Raw genomic sequence first — 24,341 nt, 5'->3', positions numbered from 1 at the left:
CTTGCGCCTTTCGGGCGCCTGTGTCACCCGGCGAGTTCCTCCGCCCTGTGCGCCAGCCACAGGTCGTGGCGGGTACTCGGACACTGCAGCAGGGACCGCTCCAGGACCGCCTCGATACGGGTCAGCCGTTTGCGGGCGCCGGGCACCGAGATGCCCAGTGCGGCGGCGGTGGGCACGAGTTGACCGTCGTGGTCCAGCCAGGTGCGCACCGTGGCGCGGGCACCCGGCGGGGCCCCCGCCCCGGAGAGCGGGCCCAGGTGCGCCCGCGCCCAGGCGGTCAGCCGCGGGTCGCGCAGCACCTCGTCGAGGGCCGCCCTCGGCTCCGGCGCCTTCGGCGGGTCCGCCGCCTCCGACCCCTGCGGCACTGCGGCCGGGCCCCTCCCCGGGTCCGCTCCCCCGCCCCGCCGCACCCCGCCCGGCGTCAGCCGCAGCGCCAGCGACAGCGCCGCCTGGTCCGCGAGGCGCGCCAGCTCCAGCCCCAGCACCGCCTCGATCAGGCGCAGCCGGCCGGCCAGCGTGTTGCGGTGGATCTTCAGCAGCCGGGTCGCGTGCGAGGTGAAGTTCAGCCAGGCGTGGGCGGTGGCGCGCAGCTCCTGCGCGCCCGGGTCCTGGGGACGGCGGGGCTCGTACGCGTGCAGGGGCGCGAGGAGGGCCTCGGCCCAGCCCGCCCCCGCGCCGTGGGCGGCCAGCGCCAGCTCGGGCCCCGGCCCGAACCGGGCGTGCCGCTCCTCCCGGCCGCGGGCCACGGCCAGGGCGTGGAAGGCCTGTCCGTACGCGGCCGGGGCCTCGCGCAGGAACAGCTCGCCGCTGACGCCCACCGCGCAGTCCCGGGCCGCGCCCACCAGGGCCGTGGCCAGCGGGTCGTGGTCGGCGGCGGCCGCGGCCAGGCCCGCCGGGACGAACACGATGAGGTGGCGCACGTACACCGGGCAGCGCACGATCCAGGCCTGGCCGCCCGTCAGCTCCTCGCAGAGCCGTGTCACCTCGGCGCGGCTCCCGGTGCGGCATTCGACGACGTACATGCGCATCGGCTCGGGCAGCGAGGGGCCGAGCGCCTCGGCGATCTGATGGGCCGTGGACAGCCTGCCGTTCATCAGCAGGTGCAGCACCGCCTCCCGGGCCCGGGCCTCGGCCAGCGCGGCCCGCTCCTCGCGCCGCCCCGCCTCCTCGGCGCGCAGGACCAGGGCCAGCGGTACGGCGGCGTCCGCGAGGAGCGCCGGGGCGCCCGGATGGTGCTGCTGCTCCAGTACGGCGGCCAGCGCGCGGCCGCCCTCCAGCGCGAACAGCAGCGCCACCGAGCCGCCGCCGTGCAGGACGGCCGAGCGCACGCCCCGGGCGTTCATCTCGGCCGCGGCCCGTACCGCGAGCCCGGGGCCGCGGGCCTCCACCGTGTCCACCACCCCGGTCCAGCCGCCCAGGCGTGCGGCGAGCCACTCCAGGAGCGCCGCCGACCCGCCGCTGTGGGCGAGCCGGTGCAGCCTCAGGACGTCGTCGGAGCGCGACCAGAGCACGGGCGCCGGCAGGGCGTGGCGGTGCTGCATGGGACGCTCCCTCCGGTCCGGGCCAGGGTCGCCGATTCAATCATCCGCCGCACACTGTGCGCTGTGAAACCCGTCTCTCCCGGACACTGGGCACACCGAATCCTGCGAACGGGCCGGTGGCCGCCTAGGTTTGGCCGCAAGCGGCCGGGCCCCGGTGTTCACGGGGGAGGCACCGGGGTCGGGCCGCTCCTTCCGTGTACCCGCCGGCCGCGCGAGGCCGGCTGCCCCGCGCCGCCTACATCTTGGCGGCCGCGCTGCGGATGGCCTCCCTGATGCGGAAGTAGGTGCCGCAGCGGCAGATGTTGGCGATCGCGTCGATGTCCTCGTCGGTGGGCCGGCTGGTCCGCTTCAGCAGGGCGACGGCCGCCATGATCTGGCCGGGCTGGCAGAAACCGCACTGGGAGACGTCCTGTTCGAGCCAGGCCTCCTGCACGGGGTGCAGCTCGTCCCCGTCGGCCAGCCCCTCGATGGTGGTCACCGTCTTCCCCGCACACGCGGAGACGGGCACCACGCACGGCCGGACGTCCTTGCCGTCGAGGTGGCTGGTGCAGGCCTTGCAGACGTCGACTCCGCAGCCGTACTTGGGACCGGTGACGCCCAGCATGTCGCGGAGCACCCACAGCAGGGGCAGGTCGTCGGGGGCGTCCACGGTGACGCTCTGCCCGTTGACGGTGAAGGTGTGCGAGGGCACGGCGTACTCCTGGATCCGGGGCTATCGCGGGTAGGGGGTGAAGTCGACGTCGAAGTCGAGGGGGAAACTGCGCGGCTTCGAACCGGTGGCCCGGGCCCAGGCGTTGGCGATCGCACCGACCGCCGCCGGGACGCCCAGCTCGCCCGCGCCGCCCGGCTCCTCGCCGGTGGCGGGCAGGACGAAGACGCGTACGTCCCGCGGGGTGTCGCGCTGCTGCGCCCAGTGGAACTGGCTGTAGCTGCCTTCCATCGGGAGCCCCTTGTCCAGGTGGAGTCCGGCGCGCAGGGTGGTCGAGAGGGCGTCGGTGAGCCCGCCGATCATCTGCGCCTCCAGGCCCCGCGGGTTGACGGGCAGGCCCACGTCCACGGCGATGACGGCCTTGGTGACGCGGACGCGCTGCGGGTCGCGGGTGTCGATCTCGACGAGGCAGGCGGTGCGTGACTTGTACTCCTCGTGGAAGGCGATGCCCTGGGCGCAGCCCGGTTCCATCGGCCGCCCCCACTGGCCCTCGGCGGCCGCCTTGTCGAGGACGGCCCGCTGGGCTGCGGTCTTCAGGAAGGTCCGGCGGAACTGGTACGGGTCCCGGCCCGTCCGCGCGGCGAGTTCGTCCACCACGATCTCCTCCGCGCCGCGCGTGTTGGCGGAGTAGACCGAACGCCAGGATCCGGTGGGGATGCCGGTCGGCACCTCGGTCAGCGCCTGGGTGGTGAGCCCGAAGTGGTAGGGGGACTTCACCGTGGTGTGGAACAGGGTCTGCGCGAGGGTGGCGTTGCCGATGCCCAGCGGCAGGCTCGCGGCGGTGGCGGTGATGATCTCGCCGAGCCCGTGCCGGAAGTCGGTCTCGGCTGCGGCGACGCGGTGCTCGAAGCTGAGCACTTCGCCCAGCAGGTGGGTGGCGCGGATCTTGTGGTGGGTGGCGGGTCGCATCCGGCCGTGCCGGGTGTCGTCGACGCGGGTCCACATCAGGCGCACCGGTCGGCGGCAGGCCTTGGAGATCCTGGCGGCCTCCAGGGCCGCGTCGAAGAACAGCCTTCGGCCGAAGGAGCCGCCGGCCTGGACGACGTGCACGGTCACCTTGTCGAGCGGCAGGCCGAGGTCGGCGGCGATGGTCTGGCGGGCCACGATCGGGGACTTGAGCCCGGACCAGATCTCGGCGCGGTCCTCCCGCACGTCGGCGATCGCGGAGTTGGTCTCCATCGGGGCGTGGCTGACGAAGGCGAAGTCGAACTCGGCGTCCACGTACGGGGTCAGCAGCGGCGGCACCAGCAGGGGCGGGGTCGCGGCGCGCAGCTGGGAGCGGACCTGCGCGTCCGAGAGGTGGTCGGCGGGGCCGGGCCCCCAGCTGACCTGGAGGGCGGCCTTGGCGTCGAGCGCCTGCCCGAAGGTCTCGGCGACGACGGCGACCCCGGTCGGGACGGTGACCACGTGCAGGACGCCGGGCATGGCCTTGACGGCGGGGAGGTTGGAGACGCTGCGGACGGTACCGCCGAGCGTGGGCGGGCGGCGCACCACGCAGGGCTTGGCGCCGGGCACCTGGAGGTCGAGGGTGTACTGCTGGGCTCCGGTGACCATGGCGCGGGCGTCGATGCGGCCGGTGGGCTTGCCCACCAGCGTGTGCTTCGCCGCCTTCTTGGGGGTGGCGCCGAGCACGACCAGGCCGGGATCGGCGGCCGCCGCCGCGAGGCTGCCGTAGGCGGCGGTGCGGCCGTCGGGGGCCCGGACGACGCCGTCCGCGGTGGTCAGCTTGGCCGGGGAGAGGTTCCAGTTGCGGGCGGCGGCCGCGACGAGGCGGGCCCGCGCGGTGGCGGCGCACTGCCGGACCGGCCCGTAGAGCGAGCGGATCGAGTTGGAGGAGCCGGTGAGCTGGTTGAAGAGCAACTCGGGCCGTGCGTCGTCCAGTTCCACTCGTACGGCGCTCAGGGGTGCGTCGAGCTCCTCCGCCACCAGCATCGCCACGGCGGTGGTGAGCCCCTGGCCGACCTCCTCGCGCGGCAGCCGGAAGCGGACGGTCCCGTCCGCCTCGACGGCGAGGGCCAGCAGGGCCGAGGTGGGCGCACCGGCCAGGATGAACAGGTCACCGAGGTCGATGACATCGGCGATGGCGGGCAGCGAGGGCACCACTGCGCGGGCGGGCTGGGGGAACACCGCGTCGGCACCGGCCCGGGTGACGAGGGCGAGCGTGGGCGCGGCGACCAGGTAGGTGAGGAAGGAGCGGCGGCTCTGCCCGGTCATGTCAACGTCCCCACCTGCACGAACCCGCGATCGCAGGCCCTTCCCCGGTCATTACCGACACGTAGGGTAGCGATCGCCGGGTGCCGGGGGAAGCCCGGGGTTCCCCTGTCCCGCCGGGGATGGGTTCCTTCGTTCGGGGGGTACCCCGCCGGACGCCCTGACGGGGCCGGGGCGGCGCCGCGGTGGCGCCGGGCTCTCGTACACCTCGTCCGTACGATCGAGCGCCACCGGCAGCGGGGACGCATTCCGGCCGGTCCGGGGAGGGGCATCCGCCGCGCGGCCGCGGACGACGCCCGGCAGGGGCGGGCGGGTGGTGACCGGAAACGTTCGCACGGGCGGAAGGGGACCGGAAGGCCTGCGGCATATGCCTGGAGCAAGGCCGTTGCGGATGTTGCCAAACGTCTTACACGCCGTCGCCGCCTGTGCAACAGTCATTACCGGTCCTTCCTTCAGACTTGGCCGTGCCGCGCCTGTATCGGAGTTCTCATGCCGTCCCACCTGTTCGCGGACCGTCCCGCGCAGCCGCCCGAGCCAGGGTCGGTGGACGCGCTGATCTCGCAGACCCGGCGGCTGCGGGGAGAAGTGGATGCCGTCCGCCGGGACACCGTCGTGGACGACGACGACGCCCAGGGCCGCTGGCAGCGCGCCCTCTGCGACCTGGCCGTCCACCACCTCGACGACCTCGGCCAGCACCTCGGCCAGCTCAAGGAGGGCCTCCCGCCGGCCCCCGAGCGGATCGAAGCCCCCCAGGCCGCACCGGAACTCGCCCCCGAGGACCGCCAGACCCGGGTGGGCAGCGCCGAGTGGAACCTGCTGACCGACGAGGTCACCTGGTCCGACGAACTCTTCCAGATCTTCGGCCGCTCCCCCGAAGCCGGCGCGCTGCCCCTCGACGAGCTGGGCTCGACCCTCTTCTCGGAGGACCAGCCCCTGCTCACCGCCTGGGTGACCGCCTGTCTGGTGGACGGACGGCCCATAGACGGGGAGTTCCGCATCGTCCGGGCCGACGGCCGGGTCCGGACGCTGCACATGAGGGGCGAGCCGGTCATCGACTCCGACGGCTGCACGGCGTCCATGTGGGCCGTCCTGCGCGACGTGAGCGAGCTGCGCCGGAGCCAGCGTGCGGTGCGCGAGTCCCGTGACTCGTTGCAGCGCCGACGGGAGATCGCACAGACCGAACACCGGCTGGCGGTCGAACTGCAGGAAGCCGTGCTCCCCCCGTGGCGCGGCTCCCTGCGGTTCCCGAACGCCACCTCCGGCAGCCTGGACGTGGCCGCACACTACCTGCCCTCCGCGACCAGCGCGCTGATCGGCGGCGACTGGTACGACGCCCTCGAACTCCCCGACGGACGCTCCCTTCTGACGGTCGGTGACCTGACCGGGCACGGGGTGACCGCCACCTCCGGCATGGCGATGATGCTGGGCGCGCTGCGCGGCATGGCCATGGCGGGGATCGAACCGGGTCCGCTGATGGGCTGGCTCAACCAGCTGCTGGAGACCTCCGTCCAGCCCGCGCTCGGCTCCGCCGTGTGCTGCCGCTACGACCCCGCCCGCCGCGCCCTGACCTGGGCCCAGGCGGGCCACCCGGCACCACTCCTGTTCCGCCGCGGGTCGGGCCGCTCCCTGGCGCCCCCCGAGGGCGTGCTCCTCGGCGCCACCTCCGGCGCGACGTACGGACAGGCCGAGGAACGGCTTGAGGCGGGCGACGTACTCGTGCTGAGCACGGACGGACTGACCCCGCGCAGCATCGAGTTCAGCCGGACGGACGGCACCGAGCGGCTGCTGGCGCTCGCGCCGCGGTTCTCGGCGGCGCGGTCGGCGCACGACTGCGTACGACTGGTCCTGGAGGAGTTCGGCGAGAGCGAGCGCGAGGACGACGCCTGCGTGCTCGTCGCCCGGGTGGGCGGGTAGCAGGTAGCAGGTAGCAGGTAGGTACGCCGTACGGAGAAACCGACGTCGGGAGCTGCCCGCGGTGGGAGCTTCGGGGCCGCGCCGTCAGGCGCGGCCTTTCTCGTCTCGGTGCGGGCCGGCGTACGGGTCCGGGTGGGACCGGACCGATCGGGTGGGGCCGGGCAAGGTGCGTGGACGACCTGGCGGGTACGTCCTGACAGGTACGGCCCGGCGGATGCGGCCGGGCAGGAGCCGCCTGGCGGATGCGGCGGGCGGCCGGTGACGGCCTATCGGTGACGGACTGCCGGTGAGCTGGGGCGTAGCTACACCTGGCTGCCGCGCGGGCTGCGCGGCGCAGGGCTGTCCGGGAGGGCCAGCTCGATCTCCTCGCGCAGGTCCTCGATGCGCGCGTACCCGGCGTACTGGCCGGTGAGCCGGTACATCTCGCGCAGCCGGTCCCAAGTCCGGTGCGAGGAGGTCTCGTTCATTGAGACCAGCGCGAGGCGGGCGTAGCGGTCGGCCTGCTCCGGGTCGTCGGCGATGAAGCAGGCGGAGGCCATCGAGATGTAGTCGAAGATCTGCGAACGCTGGTAGCCGTCACCGCGCAGCCGCAGCGCCTCCCTGGCGTGGCGTGCGGCGACGGGGGCGGCCGTGGCGTCGTGGTCGGCGAGCGTCCGGTACGCCAGGGCCTGCATGCCGTGCAGGTCGGCCTCGTCGAAGTGCTGCATCCAGCTCGGCGGCGGTACGTCGCCCTTGTCGGAGACGAACAGCTCCTCCGCCTCGCCCAGGGTGCGGCGCATGGCCTGCCCCTTGCCCATCGCGGCCTGCGCCCAGGCCTCGATGGTGTGCAGCATGGCGCGGGTGCGCGGCAGGGTCTGCTCCCCCGAGCCGGACTGGGCCAGCTTCATCAGGTCGAGGGCCTCGTGCGGCTTGCCGAGGTGGACCATCTGCCGGGCGGCGCGGGACAGTGCCTCGCCCGCGCGCGGCCGGTCGCCGCCCTCGCGGGCCGCGTGCGCGGCGATGACGAAGTACTTCTGGGCCGTCGGTTCGAGGCCCACGTCGTGGGACATCCAGCCCGCCAGCACCGCCAGGTTGGCCGCCACCCCCCACAACCGCCGCTGGAGGTGGTCCGGGTGGTGGTAGGCGAGCATGCCGCCCACCTCGTTGAGCTGGCCGACGACGGCCTTGCGCTGGAGCCCGCCGCCTCTGGAGGCGTCCCAGGCCCGGAAGACCTCCACGGAACGCTCCAGGGCCTCGATCTCCTGCGAGCCGATCGGGGCTGCCTCGTAGCGGTCGTAACCCGCCGGATCGGCCTGGAAGGCGTCGCCCGCGCCCTGCGCGTCCCGGGCGGGGTCGGTGTGGAGCCAGTCGTACATGGCGTTGCTGAGAACTGAGCCGGCGGTGAGCGCGGCACCCGCGCCCATCAGACCGCGACGGTTGAGCATGAGGTCCATTCCCGTGAATTCGGTGAGGACCGCGGCCGTGCGTTCGGGCGCCCAGGGCACTCCGTCGGGGTTCTCCTTCACCCCGTCCGGCTGCCGTTTGGAGGTGCGCCGCTGCCGTACGAACCCGAGGTCCTCGATGGTCACGACACGACCGAGCCGCTCGGTGAACAGTGCTGCCAGTACCGTGGGCACCGGTTCGCGCGGGGTCTCCCCCATGTCGATCCAGCGCCTCACCCGCGAGGTGTCGGTGGCCAGCTGGTGGTGACCCATGGCCGCCGCCTGCCTGTTGACCATCCTCGCCAGTTCGCCCTTCGACCAGCCGGCCAGGCCGAACAGGTCGTTCAAGCGGGTGTTTGGACCTTTGCTCACGTCAAGCCCCCAGGTTCTCGGCTGACTTGACAGTAGCCCCCCGTCAGATGCCGAGCGACTATTCGCCAGGCTTCGCCAGGGCACGCTCGATGGTCCGCCACCCGCGGCTGGGTGTCAGGTAGGAATGCGCCTCCCCGACCCGGTCACCGGCGGAACTCCCCAGGGTGAAGTACGGGATCCGGCGGGGCGGCGTACGAACTCGTCGGCGCACGAAGGGATCCGTAACGCCATGTACGCATCAACGTCCTCCGTGTCCGCCCCGGTCCGCCCGCACCGCACGCTCCAGGCGGGCGGCAGCCCCTACCTCGACCCCGGCCGCCCGGCGGCCCCGGCGCAGGGCGCCGTCAGGGCGCGGCGGATGCCGGGCACCGGATCGCAGCCGCTCAGCGGCAGAATCGACCTCTCCGGGCCGCAGGGTGCGCAGCTGCGCACCGCGCTCGCGTCGGTCCAGCGGATCTGTCCGGAGTTCGCCCCGGTCCAGGTGCTGCGGCGCAGCGGCCGCTCGGTCCTCCTCGTGGGGACCACCGGACGGATGACCGCCGTCGCGAAGGTTTTACTGGATCACTCGCCCGAGTGGCGCGAGCGGTACCGGCACGAAATAGCGGCGTACCGGGCGTTCGTCCGGCACCGTCCGCCGGTCCGGGTCCCGCGGCTGATCGCCGCCGACCCCGAGAACTGCACGCTGGTGGTCGAGCGGATGGCCGGCCGGGTGGCGGCACTGCAGCGGCACCCGGTCGAGGCCCCGCCGCGGGTCGACCTGCGGGCGGCCCTCGGCGCTGTCTGCCGGGTCAACCAGTGGCGTCCGCCGGGCGAGCTGTTCGGGACCCCGATGAACTACTCGCGCCGGATCCTGCGCGACTACGAACTGGGTCTGCTGACCGACCGGGACCTGGGTGACCTGCAGAAGCTGCTGCACGGCGTGAAGATGTCGGGCACGGGCCTGCAGTTCAACCACGGTGACGCGCTGCTCTCGAACCTGCTCCTGTCCCCGGCGGGACCGGTCCTGCTCGACTGGGAACACGCGGGCTGGTACCTGCCGGGCTACGACCTGGCCACGCTGTGGACGGTCCTGGGCGACGCCCCGGCAGCCCGCAGCCAGATCAGCCGCCTCGCCCAGTCGGCCGGCCCGGCCGCCCGGGACGCCTTCCTGGTCAACCTGATGCTGGTGCTGACCCGGGAGATCCGGATGTCCGAGACGGCGGTGCAGCGCTCGATGCTCGCGACCGCCCCGGCCCAGCCCGTGCCCGCGGGCGCCCTGTCCTCGGGCGAGGAGCAGCGGCTGCTGCTGCGCCGCCTGCACGACGACGCCGGACTGGCCCGCCGAGCGGTCCGCGCGGCGGTCGGCACCCGCTGACCTCCGCCGGGTCCTCCTGACCCCCATGGTTGCCGAGCCCCGGGTCACCCGCCCGGGGCTCGGCAGTGTCCGCGTACGAGCGCGGGCGGGACGCGCCCTGCTCAGACGAAGCCTTGAGCCACCAGCTCGGTGGCGCCGACGGTGATGCGGTGGCGCCGGCCGGAGCCGCCGACGACGCGGCTGGAGCTCTCGGTGACGAGGCTGTCGCCCTCCAGCCGGTAGCCGAAGCCGCCGTACATGCCGGGTACGGGGAAGTACATGCGGGGCTCGTCGAGTTCGGTGAGGACGGCCAGCGCCGGCAGCTTCAGGCGGTGCCGGTCGGCGAGGCCGTGACTGTCGGCCCGGATCAGCGCGTGCAGCCGTCCTTCCAGCGCGGTCAGCGTCCCGGCCGGCAGCGGGTGGCGCACCAGGGGCCGCAGCAGCGCCGACACTCCCTTGTGGCCGCGGGCCAGGGCGATGTCGACGGCCCGCTCCCCGGCCGCGGTCGGCAGGGTGCGCCACGCGCCGCAGCCGACGAGCACCGCGGCGGCGTCCTGCGCGCCGTGCCAGGCCGCCTGGTGCAGCAGGGCGAATCCGCTGGGGCCGCCCACGCGCGTCGCGTTGACCCAGTCCGGGTGCTGCGCCAGCAGGTCGAACACGCGCGGCCAGTCCGCGTCGCGGGCCGCGTCCGCCAGCAGGTCCCGCCGGGCCACGAGGTCGTCGGGGTAGCCGTCGCGGGTGGTGACGCCGTCCCACACCGCGTGCTCTGTCTTCGCCATGCCCCGATCCTAGGTCGTGGCGTGCGGCCGGCCGCCGGGTGGCGCGTATGCCTTGACATCACATGATCCCCCGAACACCTTTCCTCTTCTGACGCGGCATCAGAGTGCCGTGCCGGTCCGCCCGTTCCTCGCGCTCCGCCCCCTCTCTCTTCCCCCCTACCGCCTGGAGACCGCCCATGACGTCCTCCCTCCCCTCCCGCCGCAGCGTCCTGGCCGGGACCGGTGCCGGGGTGCTCGCCGCCACCGTGCTGCCGGGCGGCTCCGCCCGGGCCGACGACGGGCCACCGCTCGGTGAGTACGACGTGGTCGTGGTCGGGTCCGGGGCCGCCGGGATGACCGCCGCGCTCACCGCCGCCGGGCGCGGGCTGAGCGTCCTGGTGGTCGAGAAGGCCCCCACCTTCGGCGGTTCGGCCGCGCGTTCCGGGGCGGGGATCTGGCTCCCCAACAACTCGGTGATCCTCGGCGCGGGGGTGCCCGACACACCCCAGAAGGCGGCGCAGTACCTCGCGGCCGTGGTCGGCCCCGAGGTGCCGGCCGACCGGCAGGCCGCATTCCTGGCGAACGGCCCGCGGATGCTCGACTTCGTGATGGCCAGCAGTCCGCTCCGGTTCCGCTTCATGGAGGGGTACAGCGACTACTACCCCGACCTGCCCGGCGGGCTGCCGAACGGCCGCTCCATCGAGCCCGACCAGATCGACGGCCGGATCCTGGGGGCCGAACTGGCCCGCCTGAACCCGGCGTACATGCCGGTCCCGGCCGGGATGGTGGTGTTCAGCCAGGATTACAAGTGGCTGAACCTGGCGGCGGTCAACGCCAAGGGGCTGGCCGTGTCCACCGAATGCCTGGCCCGCGGTACGAAGGCCGCCCTGCACGGGGAGAAGCCCCTGACCATGGGCCAGGCCCTGGCGGCCGGACTGCGGGCGGGGCTGCTGCGGGCGGGGGTGCCCCTCTGGCTGAACAGCCCGCTGGTGGAGCTGGTCCAGGAGGGCGGCGCGGGCGGGCCCGTGACGGGCGTGGTCGTGGAGAAGGAGGGCGTACGGGGCACCGTACGGGCCCGCCGCGGCGTGATCATCGGCTCGGGCGGCTTCGAGCACAACGCGCAGATGCGGGCGCAGTACCAGCAGCAGCCGATCGGTACCCAGTGGTCGGTGGGCGCGAAGGAGAACACCGGGGACGGGATCCGGGCGGGACAGCGGGCCGGGGCGGCGCTGGACCTGATGGAGGACGCGTGGTGGGGTCCGTCGATCCCGCTGCCCGGCGAGCCGTACTTCTGCCTCGCCGAACGGACCCTGCCGGGTGGCCTGATCGTGAACCGGGCCGGGGCGCGGTTCGTCAACGAGGCGGCCCCGTACAGCGACGTGGTGCACGTGATGTACGAGAAGGACCGGGGCGCGGCGGGCTCGCACATCCCGGCCTGGCTGATCGTGGACCAGAACTACCGCAACAAGTACCTGTTCAAGGACATCCTGCCGACGCTCGTCTTCCCGGACGCCTGGTACGAGGCGGGCGCGGCGAAGAAGGCGTGGACCTGGGACGCGCTGGCCGGGCAGATCGGGGTGCCGGCGGCGGCGCTGCGCGCGACGCTCAACCGGTTCAACGCCCAGGCGTGGAACGGCACCGACACCGACTTCCGGCGGGGCGCCACCGCGTACGACCACTACTACACCGACCCGAACGTGCACCCGAACTCGTGCCTGGCGCCGATCTGGGCGCCGCCGTTCTACGCGTTCAAGATCGTGCCGGGTGACCTGGGCACGAAGGGCGGCATCGTCACGGACGCGCGGGCCCGGGCGCTGCGGCCTGACGGTTCGGTGATCCCCGGCCTGTACGCGGCGGGCAACGCGAGCGCGGCGGTGATGGGCCACAGCTACGCGGGGGCCGGATCGACGATCGGTCCCGCGATGACGTTCGGCTACGTGGCGGCGAACGCCATCGCGGACGCGTGACGTCGGGGAGCGGTCAGCCCTGCTGGAAGAGCTCGGCGGGGAGCGGCTTCAGGAGGGCGTAGAGGTCATCGGTGATCGGGCGGTCCCAGCTGGCGATGGTCACCAGCACGTTGTCGCTGCGGTCGAACTGGACGCAGGAGATGCGGGACTCCGACAGCTTGATCTTGCGGACGATGAGGAGGTTGTCGCCCTGCATGACGGGGCAGTCCTCGGCGCCGGTGACCTCGACGTCCTCGTCGTTCTCCAGCGCGTCGAGGAGCTGGGCCACCTCGAAGGGGATCTGCCCGTCGGAGAGGTCCCGGGCGGGGGAGCCCTCGGGGAGGTTCCCGATGATCATCGCGGGGCCGCGTCCGCCGAACAGGTCGTAGCGGAGGAAGACACCCTGGCAGCTGCCGTCGGGCGCGGGCAGCAGCCCGGCCCCGAGATTGCCCGGCCAGTCCCCCGGGTCCATGGCCAGGACGTCGAAGTCCGGGCCGGCGGGTGTGGCGGCGCGGTGGCGGCGGAGGAAGGACATGCCGCCATGGTACGTGGCCGGGCGAAGTTTTCCGGCCCGGGGCCCCTCATCCGGCCGCCGTCCGGACCGGGGCCCCGTCGGGGGCCGGGCCGGGGTGCGGGGGTCAGGCCGGGGGGACCAGGGTGAAGTAGTGCGGGAGGAGCGCGGCGTCGCCCGAGACCTTCAGGGCCGTGGGCGGCAGCCGGTGCCAGAGGAAGAGTGCCAGGTCCGAGGCGGTCCCCGCGGCCTCGACGTCCACCGGGGCGGCGGGAGCGGGCAGCGGCAGGACCGTGTCCCCGGTGAAGGCGGCCGTCCAGGACTGCGGGCCGTCCGTACGCCGGAAGCGGTACCGCTCCCCCGTACCCGGCGGGGCCGCCCCCCGTAGCCGCCGGGCCGGGACCATCACCTCGAAGGTCTGGTCCACGGCGTCGGCCGCGAGTGCGGGGTCCAGCGGGGCCGGTGTGCCCGTCACGGCTTCGGCGTCCCAGCGGTGCAGGGCGGCCTCGATGGTCTGCATCCGCAGCCAGAAGCCGGAGCTCTGTTCCGGGGCCCAGGTCCACACCTGCGCCTCGGGTCCGAGCTCGGCGAAGAGCCGCGCGAGCTCCCGGGCGCCCTCGGCGAACCAGGCCGTCAGCGCCTCGGGGACCGGCTCCCGGTTGGGCGACCGCTCGGGCCGGGGCCAGGCCGCGAGCACCGCCGGGTCGGCCGGGAGCCCGTAGAGGGAGAGGTCGCCCGGGTCCGGGGGCCCGGTCAGGCGTTCGCGCAGGATGTGGGAGACGTAGCGCTGGACTCCCCCGAGGTGCCCGATCAGGTCGGACACCGACCATCCGGGGCACGCGGGGACCATGGGCGGCGCGCCACCGGGGCCGAGCGCGCTGCGCACGGCCTTCTCGAACGCGGCCGTCTCGCTCCTGAAGTGTGAGATCAGGGTGATGTGGTCCATGGGGTCACTGTGCCCGGGGAGCGGGCCGTCCTCCCCTCAGCCGCGGACGGTTCCGGCCAGTGCGGTGGGCAGCCCCGAGCGGTCCGTGCCGAGCTTGCGGCAGGCCGCGGACAGGTGCCAGTCCGGTTCGGTGACGCCGGGGGCGGCCTCCTGCCGGGCGGCATCGGCCGGGTCCGCGGGAGGCGGGCCCGGCTGCGCGGGGTCCGGACCGGCCGGGTCCGGATCAGCCGGGTCCGGACGGGCGGGGCCCGGTGGTGCGGCGTCCGGGCCGGCCTGGTGCGGACCGGCGGCGTCGGGACCTGCGGGGTCGGGACCTGCGGCGTCGGGATCGGCGGGGGCCGGACGGTTCGGGTCCGGACGGGGCGCCGCCGGGTGGGTGGCGGCCGTGCAGGTGGCGGCGGGCCGGCCGGCGCTCGCGGCGGCGGCGTCCCGGGCGTCCGCCCGCTGCGCCGCGCGCAGCTCCTCGGCCGTGAGCCCGTCCGCCGTCAGCCCCTGCGCGGCTGCGGCGGAACCGCACGGCAGGACGCCGCCCAGCGCGAGCAGGGCGTCGGTGGCCTCCGCCTCCAGTGCGTCGGCGCCGCATTCGCGGGCCGTCAGCACGGCCCGCTCCAGCAGGTCCGCGTCCCGCAGCTCGCTGCCCAGCGCGGCTTGCGCGCGGGCCAGTTCGTACCCGGCGGGGGAAGCGGCCAGCAGGGTCACCGCTTCCCGCAGCAGCCCCGCCCGGTCAGCGGGGGCGGCGACCTCCGCCGCGACCCGCAGGGCCTGGCCGATGCCCGAGGCCGCGCCGAAGGCCCGGGCCCGGCGGACCGCGTCGGCGGCCAGGTCCCGGGCGCGCCCGGGGTCCTGCGCCGCCACGGCGCGGGCCAGGTGCAGCTGCCAGGGGCACCAGGCCGGGTTCTGGATGCCGCGCGGGGTCAGCCGCCGGTCCACCGCCTCCAGTTCGGCGGTGGCGCCCTTGAGGTCGCCGCGGGCCAGCAGCAGTTCGGCGTACACGGTCTGGGAGTCGGGGAAGACCACGGCCGCGGGGAAGGGCTCGCGGTACTCGTGCTCCTGCGCCAGTTCCCAGGCCTCGTCGGTCCGTCCCCGCGCCAACAGGGTCGTGACGAGGATCGCTATGGCGTACCAGTGCACGGGCGTGCGGCGGCCCACCCGTTCGGCGAGCCGCAGCCCGGCGCGGGCCAGTTCCTCGGCCTCCAGGAGCCGTCCGCGCCGGTAGCGGATGTACGCGCGCAGGCTGTACGCGAAGGAGAGGTGGGCGCCGCGCCAGCCGTGCCGCTCGAATTCGGCGGTGCCCGCGTCGAACAGCTGCTCCGCCCGCCACGGCCGGTCGGCGTACATGTGGACCATGGCGGTGAGCACCGGGACCTCGAAGCCGCGGTCCTCGTAGGCCCAGCTGAAGTGCTGTTGCAGGGCCCGCTCGGCGTGGTGCAGGACCACGTCCACCGGTTCGCCGCGCAGGCAGGCGTCCCAGGTGCGCAGCCCGATGATGTACCGCTCGGTGAGGTCGCGGCCGGTCAGCCGGTCGGCGAGCTTGGCCAGACGGCGGGAGCGGGCCGGGGAGTCGGTTTCGGCGGCGTTGAAGGCGTCCCACATGAACTGCTCGGACTGCAGCCGCAGCCGGGCCCGGACGTCCGCGGTGTGCGGGATCTCCCGGGCGAGGGCCTGCGAGGCCTCGGCGAGGTGGTCGCTGTGCGCGAGGACCTGGGCGAGCCGGATGACGATGCCCTGGCGCAGGGCCGGGTCCTCGACCGGTTCGGCGAGGGCGGCCTGCAGGTGGTTGACCGTGTTGGCGGGCTCGGTGAGCAGGGAGGCGCAGCCGAGTTCGTAGAGGACGGCGGCGCGTTCGTCGAAGTCCGGGGGTTCGCGCAGGGCCCGGGCGAGCTGGCGCCGGGCGGCCTCGGGGGCGCCGGCCCGGAGGTTCTCGGCGGCGGCCTCGCGCAGGGTGCGCACCACCCAAGGGTCGTTCTCGGGGTGGGTCTCCAGCAGGTGGCGGGCTGCGGCGGAGGAGCCGAGGCCGGCGTCGACGACGGCTGCGGCGGCCTTGCCGTGCAGGGCCACGCGGAGGGCGTCGGGGATGGAGCGGTAGAGGGCGGTGGCGATGAGGGGGTGGACGAACTCCAGCCCGGCCTCGGGTTCTTCCGCGGTGCCGAAGCCCGCGGCGGCCGGTTCGGCGGGCGCGGCGGCGGCCAGGATGCGGGCGTCCCGCAGCCGCCCGGTGGCGTCCGCGGCCTCTTCGGTGCCGAGGGCGGCGACCCGGGCGGCGAGTTCCCGCGGGATGGCGGTGCCGAGGACGGCGCAGGCCCAGGCGAAGCGGACGGTGGAGGGGCCGAGGCGGTCGAGGCGGGCGACGAGGCCGCTGCCGCGCTGGGCCGCGGCGAGGTCGCGCAGGAGCGGAGCGCTCGCCCCGACCGGGGCCAGGCCCTTCTCCCGCACCTTGGCGGTGAGTTCGACGGCTTCGAAGGGGTTGCCGGTGGTGACGGCCCACAGTTCGCGGCAGAACTCGTCCTCGGCGTGGGCGTTGAGCGTCTCGCGGACCAGGGCCGTGACGGCGGGGGCGGTGAGCGGGGCCAGGGACAGCGGGCGCTGTCCGGCCCGGCCCGGCAGGGTCCGGAAGGCCTCGGCGTGCGCGGGCAGTTCGTCGGGGCGGTAGGCGACGACGAGGAGCAGCGGGAGGTGCTCGGCGCGCGGGGCGAAGGCGGCGAGCCAGCCGAGGGATTCGGGGTCGGCCCAGTGGGCGTCGTCGAGGACGAGGGCGACGGGGGCCTTCTTGACGACGAGGTGGGTCAGCACCCAGTCGAGTCCGTCGCGCAGGCCCTGGGGGTCGGGCGGGGCGCCCTGTTCGGGGGCGCAGAGTCCGAGGGCCGGGCCGACGATGGAGTACCAGCTGCCGAGTGCGGCGTGCAGCTCCGCCTCGGAGGAGCCGGCGAGCTGGGGCTGGATGAGCTGGCGGGCGACGTGGAAGGGCTGGCCCTGCTCCTGTTCGCCGCCGCGTGCGGCGAGGACGGTGCAGGTACGGGCGTGGGCGCGGCGGCGCACTTCGGCCAGCAGGGGTGGTCTTGCCGAGTCCTGCGGGGCCGGAGAAGGCGAGCAGTGCGCCGCCGGAATCGGGCCCGGGGCCGGTGAGCTGGTCCAGGGCCTCGTCCACAGTGGCGAGTTCGGCCTCGCGTTCGACCATCGTGCGGTGTCTGCGGGCACGGTTTTCCGTCATGGCTGGTACCCCCCAGGCCTGTTCAGAGGATCAGCGTACGCCCGCGCACACCGCGAGGGGTGCCGGTGCGGGGAAAGAATCCGATCTTCTGTGCGGAGCCCGTCCGGGGGGTGTAGGGGCGCCGGTGCGACAGGGGTCGGGCAGGGGTCCGGGAAGGGTTTTCAGTCCTGTGCGGAACGGGCGGCGAGGCCCTCCAGGACGGCGACGGCCTCGGCGGCCCGGTCGGCGGCGACGAAGAGGTGGTCGTGGTGGTAGCCGGCGATGACGTTGCAGCTCAGGCCGTGTGCACCGAGTTCGGTGGCGAAGGCGGCGGTGAGGCCGACGGCGTCGAGGGCGGAGTGGATCCGCAGGGTGATCCAGCCGGCGGTGTAGTCGTAGGCGAGGCCTGCCGCGTCGGCGTCCTCCTGGCGCAGGACCAGGGTGAGCCCCTCGGGCTCCAGGACGGTGGCGACGGGGGCGGTTCCGGCGGGGGCCGTCGGGCCGGGGACGGTGCAGAACACGTAGAGCCCCTCGTTCAGCTCGGGCCTCATACCGCTCAGCAGTTTCCGCAGGTCGCTCTCTCCACTCATACGGACACCATACCGATCATCCCGCTTTGACCGGTTCGGCACCGCGGCGGCCGGGTCCGGCCCGGACCCGGCCCGGACCCGGCCCCTGGCCGGCGCTACGTCAGGTCGAACTCTCCGCCCCGGGCGTCCAGCACGAACTTGTTCCACTCGTCCGGCGCGAAGATGAGCGAGGGACTCTCGGGGCGCTCGCTGTTGCGCATCGCGACGAAACCCTCGACGAAGGCGATCTGGACGTCACCCGCTCCCCGGCTGCTCGACCGCCAGTCCGCCTCGGTGAGATCGAGCTCCGGCTTGCCCCAGCCGGCCAGGGGCTGTGAAGTCATGCTCTCGGCCACGTGCGTGCTCCTCCCGGTACGTCGTCCGGGGGCCAGGTTAACCACCGCAGCGGGTGCCGCACAGGCCACTGTGAGTCACCCGTGACCGGTCCGGCACTCCGCCCGCGGGCGCCGCCGCGCTCAGGAGGCCGGCGGCTCGGCTCCCACCAGCCACATCGCGAAGAACTGCGCACCGCCGCCGTACGCGTGGCCCAAGGCCCGGCGCGCGTCGGGAACTTGGTGTTCGCCTGCCTGGCCGCGGACCTGGAGCGCCGCCTCCGCGAAGCGGATCATGCCGGAGGCGCCGATCGGGTTGGTGGACAGGACCCCGCCGGAGGGGTTCACCGGCAGGTCCCCGTCGAGTTCGGTGACCCCGGCCTCCGTGAGCTTCCAGCCCTCCCCCTCCTCCGCGAAACCGAGGTTCTCCAGCCACATCGGCTCGTACCAGGAGAACGGCACGTACATCTCCACCGCGTCGATCTCCCGCCGCGGGTCGGTGACCCCGGCCTGCCGGTAGACGTCGGCGGCGCAGTCCTTGCCCGCCTGCGGGGACACGAAGTCCTTGCCCGCGAAGAGGGTGGGCTCGCTGCGCATCGCCCCGCCGTGCACCCAGGCCGGGGGCCTGGGCGAACGGGCCGCGCCCGCCCGGTCGGTGAGGATCATGGCGCAGGCCCCGTCGGAGGACGGGCAGGTCTCGGAGTACCGGATCGGGTCCCACAGCATCGGCGAGGCCTGGACCTTCTCCAGGGTGATGTCGTGCTCGTGCAGGTGCGCGTAGGGGTTCTTCAGCGCGTTGCGCCGGTCCTTGTACGCCACCAGCGAGCCCACCGTGTCGGGCGCACCGGTGCGCCGCATGTACGCGCGCACGTGTGGGGCGAAGAAGCCGCCGGCGCCGGCGAGCAGCGGCTGCTGGAAGGGGACGGGGAGCGAGAGGCCCCACATGGCGTTGGACTCGGACTGCTTCTCGAAGGCGAGGGTGAGGACGGTGCGGTGGACCCGCGCCGCCACCAGGTTGGAGGCGACCAGGGCGGTGGATCCGCCGACCGATCCGGCCGTGTGCACGCGCAGCATCGGCTTGCCGACGGCGCCCAGCGCGTCCGCCAGGTACAGCTCCGGCATCATCACGCCCTCGAAGAAGTCGGGGGCCTTGCCTATGACGACCGCGTCGATGTCCGCCCAGGTCAGCTCGGCGTCCGCGAGGGCGCGCGCCGCCGCCTCCCGGACCAGTCCGGCGATGGAGACGTCGTGGCGGGCGGCGACGTGCTTGGTCTGGCCGATCCCGACGACGGCTACGGGCTCTTTGTTTGTCGCGCTCAACGCGGGTCCCCTTCCAGGACGGCGACCAGGTTCTGCTGGAGGCAGGGGCCTGAGGTGGCGTGGGCGACGGCCCGGTCCGACTCGCCGCGGTGGATCCGGGCGGCGGCCTCGCCGATCCGGATCAGGCCCGCGGCCATCATCGGATTGGCGGCGAGCGGCCCGCCGGAGGGGTTGACCAGCACGTCGTCGCCGAGGCCGAGGGCTTTGCGGAGCACGACCTCCTGGGAGGAGAACGGCGCGTGCAGTTCGGCCGTGTCGACGGGCCGCTCGAAGAATCCGGCGTGCTCGGCGGCGGTGCGGGTGGACGGGGAGTCGGTGAGGTCGCGCAGGCCCAGTCCGTGGGCCTCGATGCGGTGGTCGATCCCGGTGATCCAGGCGGGCCGCTCGCACAGCCGCCGTGCGGTGTCGCCCGCGGCCAGGACGACCGCGGCGGCGCCGTCGCCGATGGGCGGGCAGTCCCCGGTGCGCAGCGGTGCCACCTGGTAGTCGCCCTGCGGTACGGGGCCGGCGAGCTGGGCGTGCGGGTTGGCCTCGGCGGAGCTGCGGCTGCGGGCGCCGATGGCCGCCAGGGCGTTCTCGTCGGTCTCGCCCGCGTCGATCAGGGCCTGGGCCTGGAGGGCGGCCAGGGCCACCGAGTCGGGCCAGAGCGGGGCGAGGTAGTAGGGGTCGAGCTGGCGCGTCAGGACGTCGCGCACCGAACCCGGGGAGGACTTCCCGTACGAGTAGACGAGCGCGGTGTCGGCCTCGCCGGTCTGGATCTTGACCCAGGCCTCGTAGAGGGCCCAGGCTCCGTCCATCTCGACGTGCGACTCGGAGATCGGCGGCCAGGCCCCGACGCCGTCGAGGGTCATGGTGAAGGAGAAGGCGCGGCCGGCGAGGTAGTCGCTGGAGCCGGAGCAGGTGAAGCCGATCTCCTTGGCCTTCAGGCCGGTCCGGGCGAGGACCTGGTGCAGGACCGGCATGACCATTTCGACTTCGCTGAGTTCGTCGGTGCGGCGCAGGTGGTCGCTCTGCGCGAAGGCGACGACGGCCACGTCGCGTGCGTACCTCGGCGTCGGCGGCATCAGATGAGCTCCTTGTACGCGTCGTAGTCCGCGTCCGGTTCGCCGGTGGGTTGGTAGTGGTCGGGGTAGCGGCCGCCTTCGGTCCAGACGGGCTCGACGCGCAGGCCCATGCGGACCTGGTCGTAGGGGATGCCGCCGATCCGGCCGTGCAGGGCGAGCCCGGCGCCGTCGAGGGCGATGTGTGCGTAGACGTAAGGGACTTCGATGTCGAGGTTCTTGGCCTTGATGTTGACGATGCAGTAGGTGGTGACGGTGCCGGCCGGGCCGACCTCGACCTGGTCGGTGGTGGCGACGCCGCAGGTGGGGCATGCGCCGCGCGGCGGGACGTACACCTTGTGGCAGGAGGGGCAGCGTTCGCCCACGGTCTTCTGCCGGGAGAGGCCGTCGATGTAGGCCGTCTGTGCGCGGCCGGGGCTGTACGTGTAGTCCAGGCGGGCCTCGGCGACGATGCCGGTGACGGCGTCGTCGAAGGCTCCGTCGTGGGGGGTGGCCCCGCCGGCGGCCGGACCCTCGTAGGGCTCGAAGCAGGCGATGTCGGTGATGGCGCCGGACCGTTCGGCGGCCCAGCGCACCCGTACGCGCATGCCGGTGCGGACGGATTCGGGGCCGGGGACGTCGAGGGCGTGCAGCAGGGCGGTGTCGGCGCCGTCGAGCTTGACCAGCACCCAGGCGAAGGGGGTGCCCAGGGGCTGGTGGGGTCGGGGGCGGCCGTTCCAGGCCCAGGTGGTGACGGTGCCGGTGGCGCCGACCTCGACGAGGTCGCGGATCTCTTCGGCGGTGACGGGGTCGTACTCGGCGGGCGGGACCATCACCTTGCCGTCGGAGGTCCGCACCCCGAGCACGACGCACTCGCGCAGCCCGGTCAGGAAGGCGCTCTGGACGGGCCCGAGGGACCGGGTGAAGGGGAACTCGACGACGAGGGGCGCACGGAGCACCTCGGGTGGTGTCGCGGCGGCTGTCATGGGCGGCTCTCCGATGTTCAGGACGGGTACGGAGCACGGGACGAGAACGCGGTTGCGGGGACGGAGCCCGGGCCCTGGCGGGCAGGGGGTCGGGGCGGAGCCCTGCGCCCCGGGCGGGGCGGGGCGGGTCGGCCGGAGGACGGGGTCGGGGCGGAGGCGGGGACCCGGACCCCTGGCGGGGGCCGGAGCAGCGGGTCGGAAGCGGGACCCCGGACCCGGACGGGACCGGAGCGCGGAGGCGGGGGCGGCGTCCCCGCTCGGAGGCGGCCCCGAGAGCGAGGCCCGTACCCGGTGGCCCCGGGTACGGTCCCGAGCCTCGGCACGGGCTCCGGGGCGGCCCTTGGTCACCGGGTACGGGGTGGGCCCGGATCCGGAGCGGCAGGCTGGAGGCGGAGCCCCTGGTCCCGGGCGGGCCCGGGGAACGGGGTCGGGGCCGGAGTCGGAGTCCCGGTCCGAGGCGGGGCCGGAGCCGCGGGAGCGGGACGGGCCGCCCCGGGCCCCGGGGCCCCGGCAGCGCGCGGGGCGGGAGCCCCGGCGGGCCCCGCGGGCGCCCGTACCTGCCCGCCGTCCCTCCGCAAGGCCCCGCAGGGACCGTGCCGGGCTACTCCCGCCGGTACACCGGCGGCCTCTTCTCGGCGAAGGCGCGCGCGCCCTCCTTCGCGTCCGCCGTGTCGAAGACCGGCCACCCCCGGATGAGTTCCGCGGCCAGCCCCTCCGTCTCCGTCATCTCGGCGGTCGCGTACACGGACGCCTTGACGGCCTCCACGGCGAGCGGCCCGCACGCGTTGACCTGTTCGGCGATCTCCAGGGCCTTCTCCAGTGCGGTGCCGTCGGGCACCACCTGCCCGACCAGGCCGATCCGGGCTGCCTCGTCCGCGGAGTACGGGCGGCCGGTCAGCAGCATCTCCAGGGCGTGCGTGCGCGGGATCTGGCGCGGCAGCCGCACCGTGGAGCCGCCGATCGGGAAGAGGCCGCGCTTGACCTCGAACAGCCCGAAGGTGGCGCCCGCACCCGCGACCCGGATGTCGGTGCCCTGGAGGATCTCGGTGCCGCCCGCCACGCAGTAGCCCTCCACGGCCGCGATCACCGGCTTGCGCGGCCGGTGATGGCGGAGCATCGCCTTCCAGTGCAGGTCGGGGTCGGCCCGCAGGCGGTCCCGGTACTGGTCGCCCGCCATCCCCTTCCCGGCCAGGGCCTTGAGGTCCATGCCGGCGCAGAAGTCCCCTCCCGCGCCGGTCAGGACGACGGAGCGGACCGTGTCGTCGGCGTCCGCCTCCAGCCACCCGTCGTACAGGCCCACCAGCAGCGGCAGCGAGAGCGCGTTCTTCGCCTCGGGCCTGTTCATGGTGAGCACCAGCGTGGCGCCGTGCCGTTCCACGGTCAGGTGTTCTGTCCCACCCATTGCCGTCCTCCCGTCTCAAGACCTAGAACAGGTTGCAGTAGGGGCGGGTGCAGTTCAATAGTTTTCTGACACTCAGTCAGATTTCTTGGGCTGCTCCCTTCCCAGTTGGGTCCGGCGGCGCTCTAATGACCGCCGAGCAGACCACCCATGGGGCCAGCCATGGGAACTCCCGCGGTCAGGAGGAACGGTGGAGTACAACCTTGCCGACCTGTTCGAGTCGGTCGTGGACGTGGTCCCTGACCGCGAGGCCCTCGTGTACGTGGACCACCCCGGGACCGGCGCCGAGCGCCGCCTGACGTACGCGGAACTGGACGCCGCGGCGAACCGGATCGCCCACCACCTGCTGGACAGCGGGCTGGAGCCCGGCGAGCACCTGGGCCTGCACCTGTACAACGGGATCGAGTACCTCCAGACCGTGCTGGCCTGCCTGAAGGCCCGGCTGGTCCCGGTGAACGTCAACTACCGGTACGTCGAGGAGGAGCTGGTCTACCTCTACAACGACGCCGACCTCGCCGCGCTGGTCTTCGAGGGCGAGTTCACCGCGCGGGTCGCCGCCGCGCTGCCGCAGACCCCCCGGCTGCGGCACCTGGTCCGGGTCGGCACGGTCCCGCCGGGCGCACCCGAGCCGCGACTGGCGCCCGTCGCCTTCGAGGACGCCGAGGCGGCCGGTTCGCCCGGGCGCGGTTTCCCGGCCCGCAGCGCCGACGACCTGTTCATCATCTACACCGGCGGTACGACGGGGATGCCCAAGGGCGTCATGTGGCGGGCCGAGGACCTCTTCTTCGCCGGGCTCTTCGGCGGCGAACCCACCGGCGAGCCGGTGAAGCGGCCCGAGGAACTGGCCGAACGGGTCGCGGCCCGCGGGGACGGCCTCACCTTCTTCCCGGCTCCCCCGCTGATGCACGGCACGTCGACGCTGACCTCGTTCATCGCCTTCAACTACGGCCAGCGGGTGGTCATCCACCGCAAGTACGCGCCCGAGGAGGTGCTCCGCACCATCGAGAAGGAGAAGGTGTCGAGCGTGTCCCTGGTGGGCGACGCGATGCTCAGGCCGCTCATCGACGCCCTGAACGGCCCGCTCGCGGGGACGGACCTGTCCTCGCTGTTCAGCGTCTCCTCCTCGGGCGCGATCATGTCGGAGACGGTGCGGGCCGAGTTCCAGCGGCTCGTCCCGAACGTGCTGCTCCTGAACAACTTCGGCTCGTCGGAGTCCGGCTCGAACGGCAGGGCGACGGACGACTCCGGCCCGGAGAAGGGCTTCCGCCTCGAGGTCAACGACCGCACGCAGGTGGTCGACCCGGTGACGCACGAGCCCGTCCCGGTGGGCGAGCCGGGACGGCTGGCGCAGCGCGGCCACGTCCCGCTGGGCTACTACAACGACCCGGCCAAGACCGCGGAGACCTTCTTCCAGAAGGGCACGGAGCGCTGGGTCCTGCTCGGGGACATGGCGACCGTCGACGAGGCGGGCATCGTCACCGTCCTCGGCCGCGGCTCGCAGTGCATCAACACGGGCGGCGAGAAGGTCTACCCGGAGGAGGTCGAGCAGGCACTGAAGTCCCATCCGGACGTGTACGACGCCCTGGTGGCCGGTGTCCCGGACCCGACGTGGGGCAGTCACGTGGCCGCGGTGGTACAGGTCCGCGAGGGCGCCCGGACGCCTTCGCTGGACGAGATCCAGACGCACTGCCGGACCAGGCTGGCGGGGTACAAGATCCCGCGGCAGCTGGTCATCGCGCCCGCCATCCAGCGTTCGCCCAGCGGCAAGGCGGACTACCGCTGGGCGAAGACGGTGGCGACGGAGGCGGACTCCGCCCACTAGTCCCCGACCCGCAGTACCCCGGCC

Annotated in this window: 18 protein-coding genes; 4 read left to right on the top strand and 14 right to left on the bottom strand. The window is 74.0% G+C overall.

The features are described from left to right. Nucleotides 1–23: 23 nt before the first annotated feature. From IO30_RS0138355 to IO30_RS0138345, 3 genes are all read right to left on the bottom strand, one after another. On the bottom strand, nt 24–1,541 hold the full coding sequence (locus tag IO30_RS0138355) for a helix-turn-helix domain-containing protein (protein ID WP_051902849.1): 1,518 nt from the start codon (nt 1,539–1,541) through the stop codon (nt 24–26). Nucleotides 1,542–1,776: 235 nt separating this feature from the next. After that, a complete protein-coding gene (locus IO30_RS0138350) occupies nt 1,777–2,232 on the bottom strand; it encodes a (2Fe-2S)-binding protein (protein WP_031151083.1) in 456 nt (151 codons plus the stop codon). A gap of 21 nt (nt 2,233–2,253) precedes the next feature. Further along, on the bottom strand, nt 2,254–4,464 hold the full coding sequence (locus IO30_RS0138345; RefSeq protein ID WP_031151081.1) for a xanthine dehydrogenase family protein molybdopterin-binding subunit: 2,211 nt from the start codon (nt 4,462–4,464) through the stop codon (nt 2,254–2,256). A 486-nt stretch (nt 4,465–4,950) separates the two neighbouring features. On the opposite strand from IO30_RS0138345, the gene IO30_RS0138340 reads away from it, so the two are divergent. Next, nucleotides 4,951–6,375 carry a PP2C family protein-serine/threonine phosphatase gene (locus IO30_RS0138340; RefSeq protein ID WP_031151079.1) on the top strand — a complete coding sequence of 475 codons (1,425 nt, stop codon included), beginning with the start codon at nt 4,951–4,953 and terminating at the stop codon, nt 6,373–6,375. Nucleotides 6,376–6,677: 302 nt separating this feature from the next. Here IO30_RS0138340 and IO30_RS0138335 read toward each other — a convergent pair whose 3' ends face one another. Continuing rightward, entirely contained in the window at nt 6,678–8,168 is a 1,491-nt protein-coding gene (locus tag IO30_RS0138335; protein ID WP_031151077.1) for a DNA-binding protein NsdB, read from the bottom strand. 229 nt (nt 8,169–8,397) lie between these two features. Between IO30_RS0138335 and IO30_RS0138330 the strand changes: the two genes are divergently transcribed. Beyond that, nucleotides 8,398–9,522 carry an aminoglycoside phosphotransferase family protein gene (locus IO30_RS0138330; protein WP_031151076.1) on the top strand — a complete coding sequence of 375 codons (1,125 nt, stop codon included), beginning with the start codon at nt 8,398–8,400 and terminating at the stop codon, nt 9,520–9,522. Between the two features lie 101 nt (nt 9,523–9,623). Here the strand turns inward: IO30_RS0138330 and IO30_RS0138325 are convergent, their stop codons facing one another. Then, nucleotides 9,624–10,280, bottom strand: coding sequence for an ankyrin repeat domain-containing protein (locus IO30_RS0138325; RefSeq protein ID WP_031151074.1), 657 nt, complete (start codon nt 10,278–10,280; stop codon nt 9,624–9,626). 176 nt (nt 10,281–10,456) lie between these two features. Here IO30_RS0138325 and kstD point away from each other — a divergent pair, with 176 nt between their 5' ends. Then, nucleotides 10,457–12,226 (top strand): 3-oxosteroid 1-dehydrogenase, encoded by a 1,770-nt coding sequence (gene kstD / locus IO30_RS0138315; RefSeq protein ID WP_031151072.1) that lies wholly within the window; start codon nt 10,457–10,459, stop codon nt 12,224–12,226. A gap of 13 nt (nt 12,227–12,239) precedes the next feature. Here kstD and IO30_RS0138310 read toward each other — a convergent pair whose 3' ends face one another. The 9 genes from IO30_RS0138310 to IO30_RS0138270 all read right to left on the bottom strand — a co-directional run bounded on the left by IO30_RS0138310 (nt 12,240) and on the right by IO30_RS0138270 (nt 22,498). After that, on the bottom strand, nt 12,240–12,740 hold the full coding sequence (locus IO30_RS0138310; RefSeq protein ID WP_031151070.1) for a hypothetical protein: 501 nt from the start codon (nt 12,738–12,740) through the stop codon (nt 12,240–12,242). 103 nt (nt 12,741–12,843) lie between these two features. Next, the gene (locus IO30_RS0138305; protein ID WP_031151069.1) at nt 12,844–13,662 is read right to left on the bottom strand and encodes a maleylpyruvate isomerase family mycothiol-dependent enzyme; all 819 of its coding nucleotides are present in this window, start codon (nt 13,660–13,662) and stop codon (nt 12,844–12,846) included. A 36-nt stretch (nt 13,663–13,698) separates the two neighbouring features. Then, nucleotides 13,699–16,698 carry an ATP-binding protein gene (locus IO30_RS41510; protein WP_051902848.1) on the bottom strand — a complete coding sequence of 1,000 codons (3,000 nt, stop codon included), beginning with the start codon at nt 16,696–16,698 and terminating at the stop codon, nt 13,699–13,701. Nucleotides 16,699–17,031: 333 nt separating this feature from the next. Continuing rightward, on the bottom strand, nt 17,032–17,439 hold the full coding sequence (locus IO30_RS0138295) for an ACT domain-containing protein (RefSeq protein WP_031151067.1): 408 nt from the start codon (nt 17,437–17,439) through the stop codon (nt 17,032–17,034). 95 nt (nt 17,440–17,534) lie between these two features. Continuing rightward, the gene (locus tag IO30_RS0138290) at nt 17,535–17,762 is read right to left on the bottom strand and encodes a DUF397 domain-containing protein (protein ID WP_107064989.1); all 228 of its coding nucleotides are present in this window, start codon (nt 17,760–17,762) and stop codon (nt 17,535–17,537) included. A gap of 132 nt (nt 17,763–17,894) precedes the next feature. Next, the gene (locus IO30_RS0138285; RefSeq protein ID WP_031151063.1) at nt 17,895–19,070 is read right to left on the bottom strand and encodes a thiolase domain-containing protein; all 1,176 of its coding nucleotides are present in this window, start codon (nt 19,068–19,070) and stop codon (nt 17,895–17,897) included. After that, complete coding sequence (locus IO30_RS0138280; protein ID WP_031151061.1) at nt 19,067–20,134, bottom strand: thiolase domain-containing protein; 1,068 nt, start codon at nt 20,132–20,134, stop codon at nt 19,067–19,069. Before IO30_RS0138280 ends, IO30_RS0138285 begins: the two co-directional genes overlap by 4 nt. Beyond that, entirely contained in the window at nt 20,134–21,096 is a 963-nt protein-coding gene (locus IO30_RS0138275) for a Zn-ribbon domain-containing OB-fold protein (RefSeq protein WP_031151059.1), read from the bottom strand. Before IO30_RS0138275 ends, IO30_RS0138280 begins: the two co-directional genes overlap by 1 nt. A gap of 601 nt (nt 21,097–21,697) precedes the next feature. Beyond that, nucleotides 21,698–22,498 carry a crotonase/enoyl-CoA hydratase family protein gene (locus tag IO30_RS0138270; RefSeq protein ID WP_031151057.1) on the bottom strand — a complete coding sequence of 267 codons (801 nt, stop codon included), beginning with the start codon at nt 22,496–22,498 and terminating at the stop codon, nt 21,698–21,700. Nucleotides 22,499–22,685: 187 nt separating this feature from the next. On the opposite strand from IO30_RS0138270, the gene IO30_RS0138265 reads away from it, so the two are divergent. Next, entirely contained in the window at nt 22,686–24,317 is a 1,632-nt protein-coding gene (locus IO30_RS0138265; RefSeq protein ID WP_031151055.1) for an acyl-CoA synthetase, read from the top strand. Nucleotides 24,318–24,341: the final 24 nt, after the last annotated feature.

Origin of the sequence: Streptomyces xanthophaeus (genome assembly GCF_000725805.1) — a bacterium.
Taxonomy (GTDB): domain Bacteria; phylum Actinomycetota; class Actinomycetes; order Streptomycetales; family Streptomycetaceae; genus Streptomyces; species Streptomyces xanthophaeus.
This window is presented reverse-complemented; position numbering and strand designations above follow the sequence as displayed.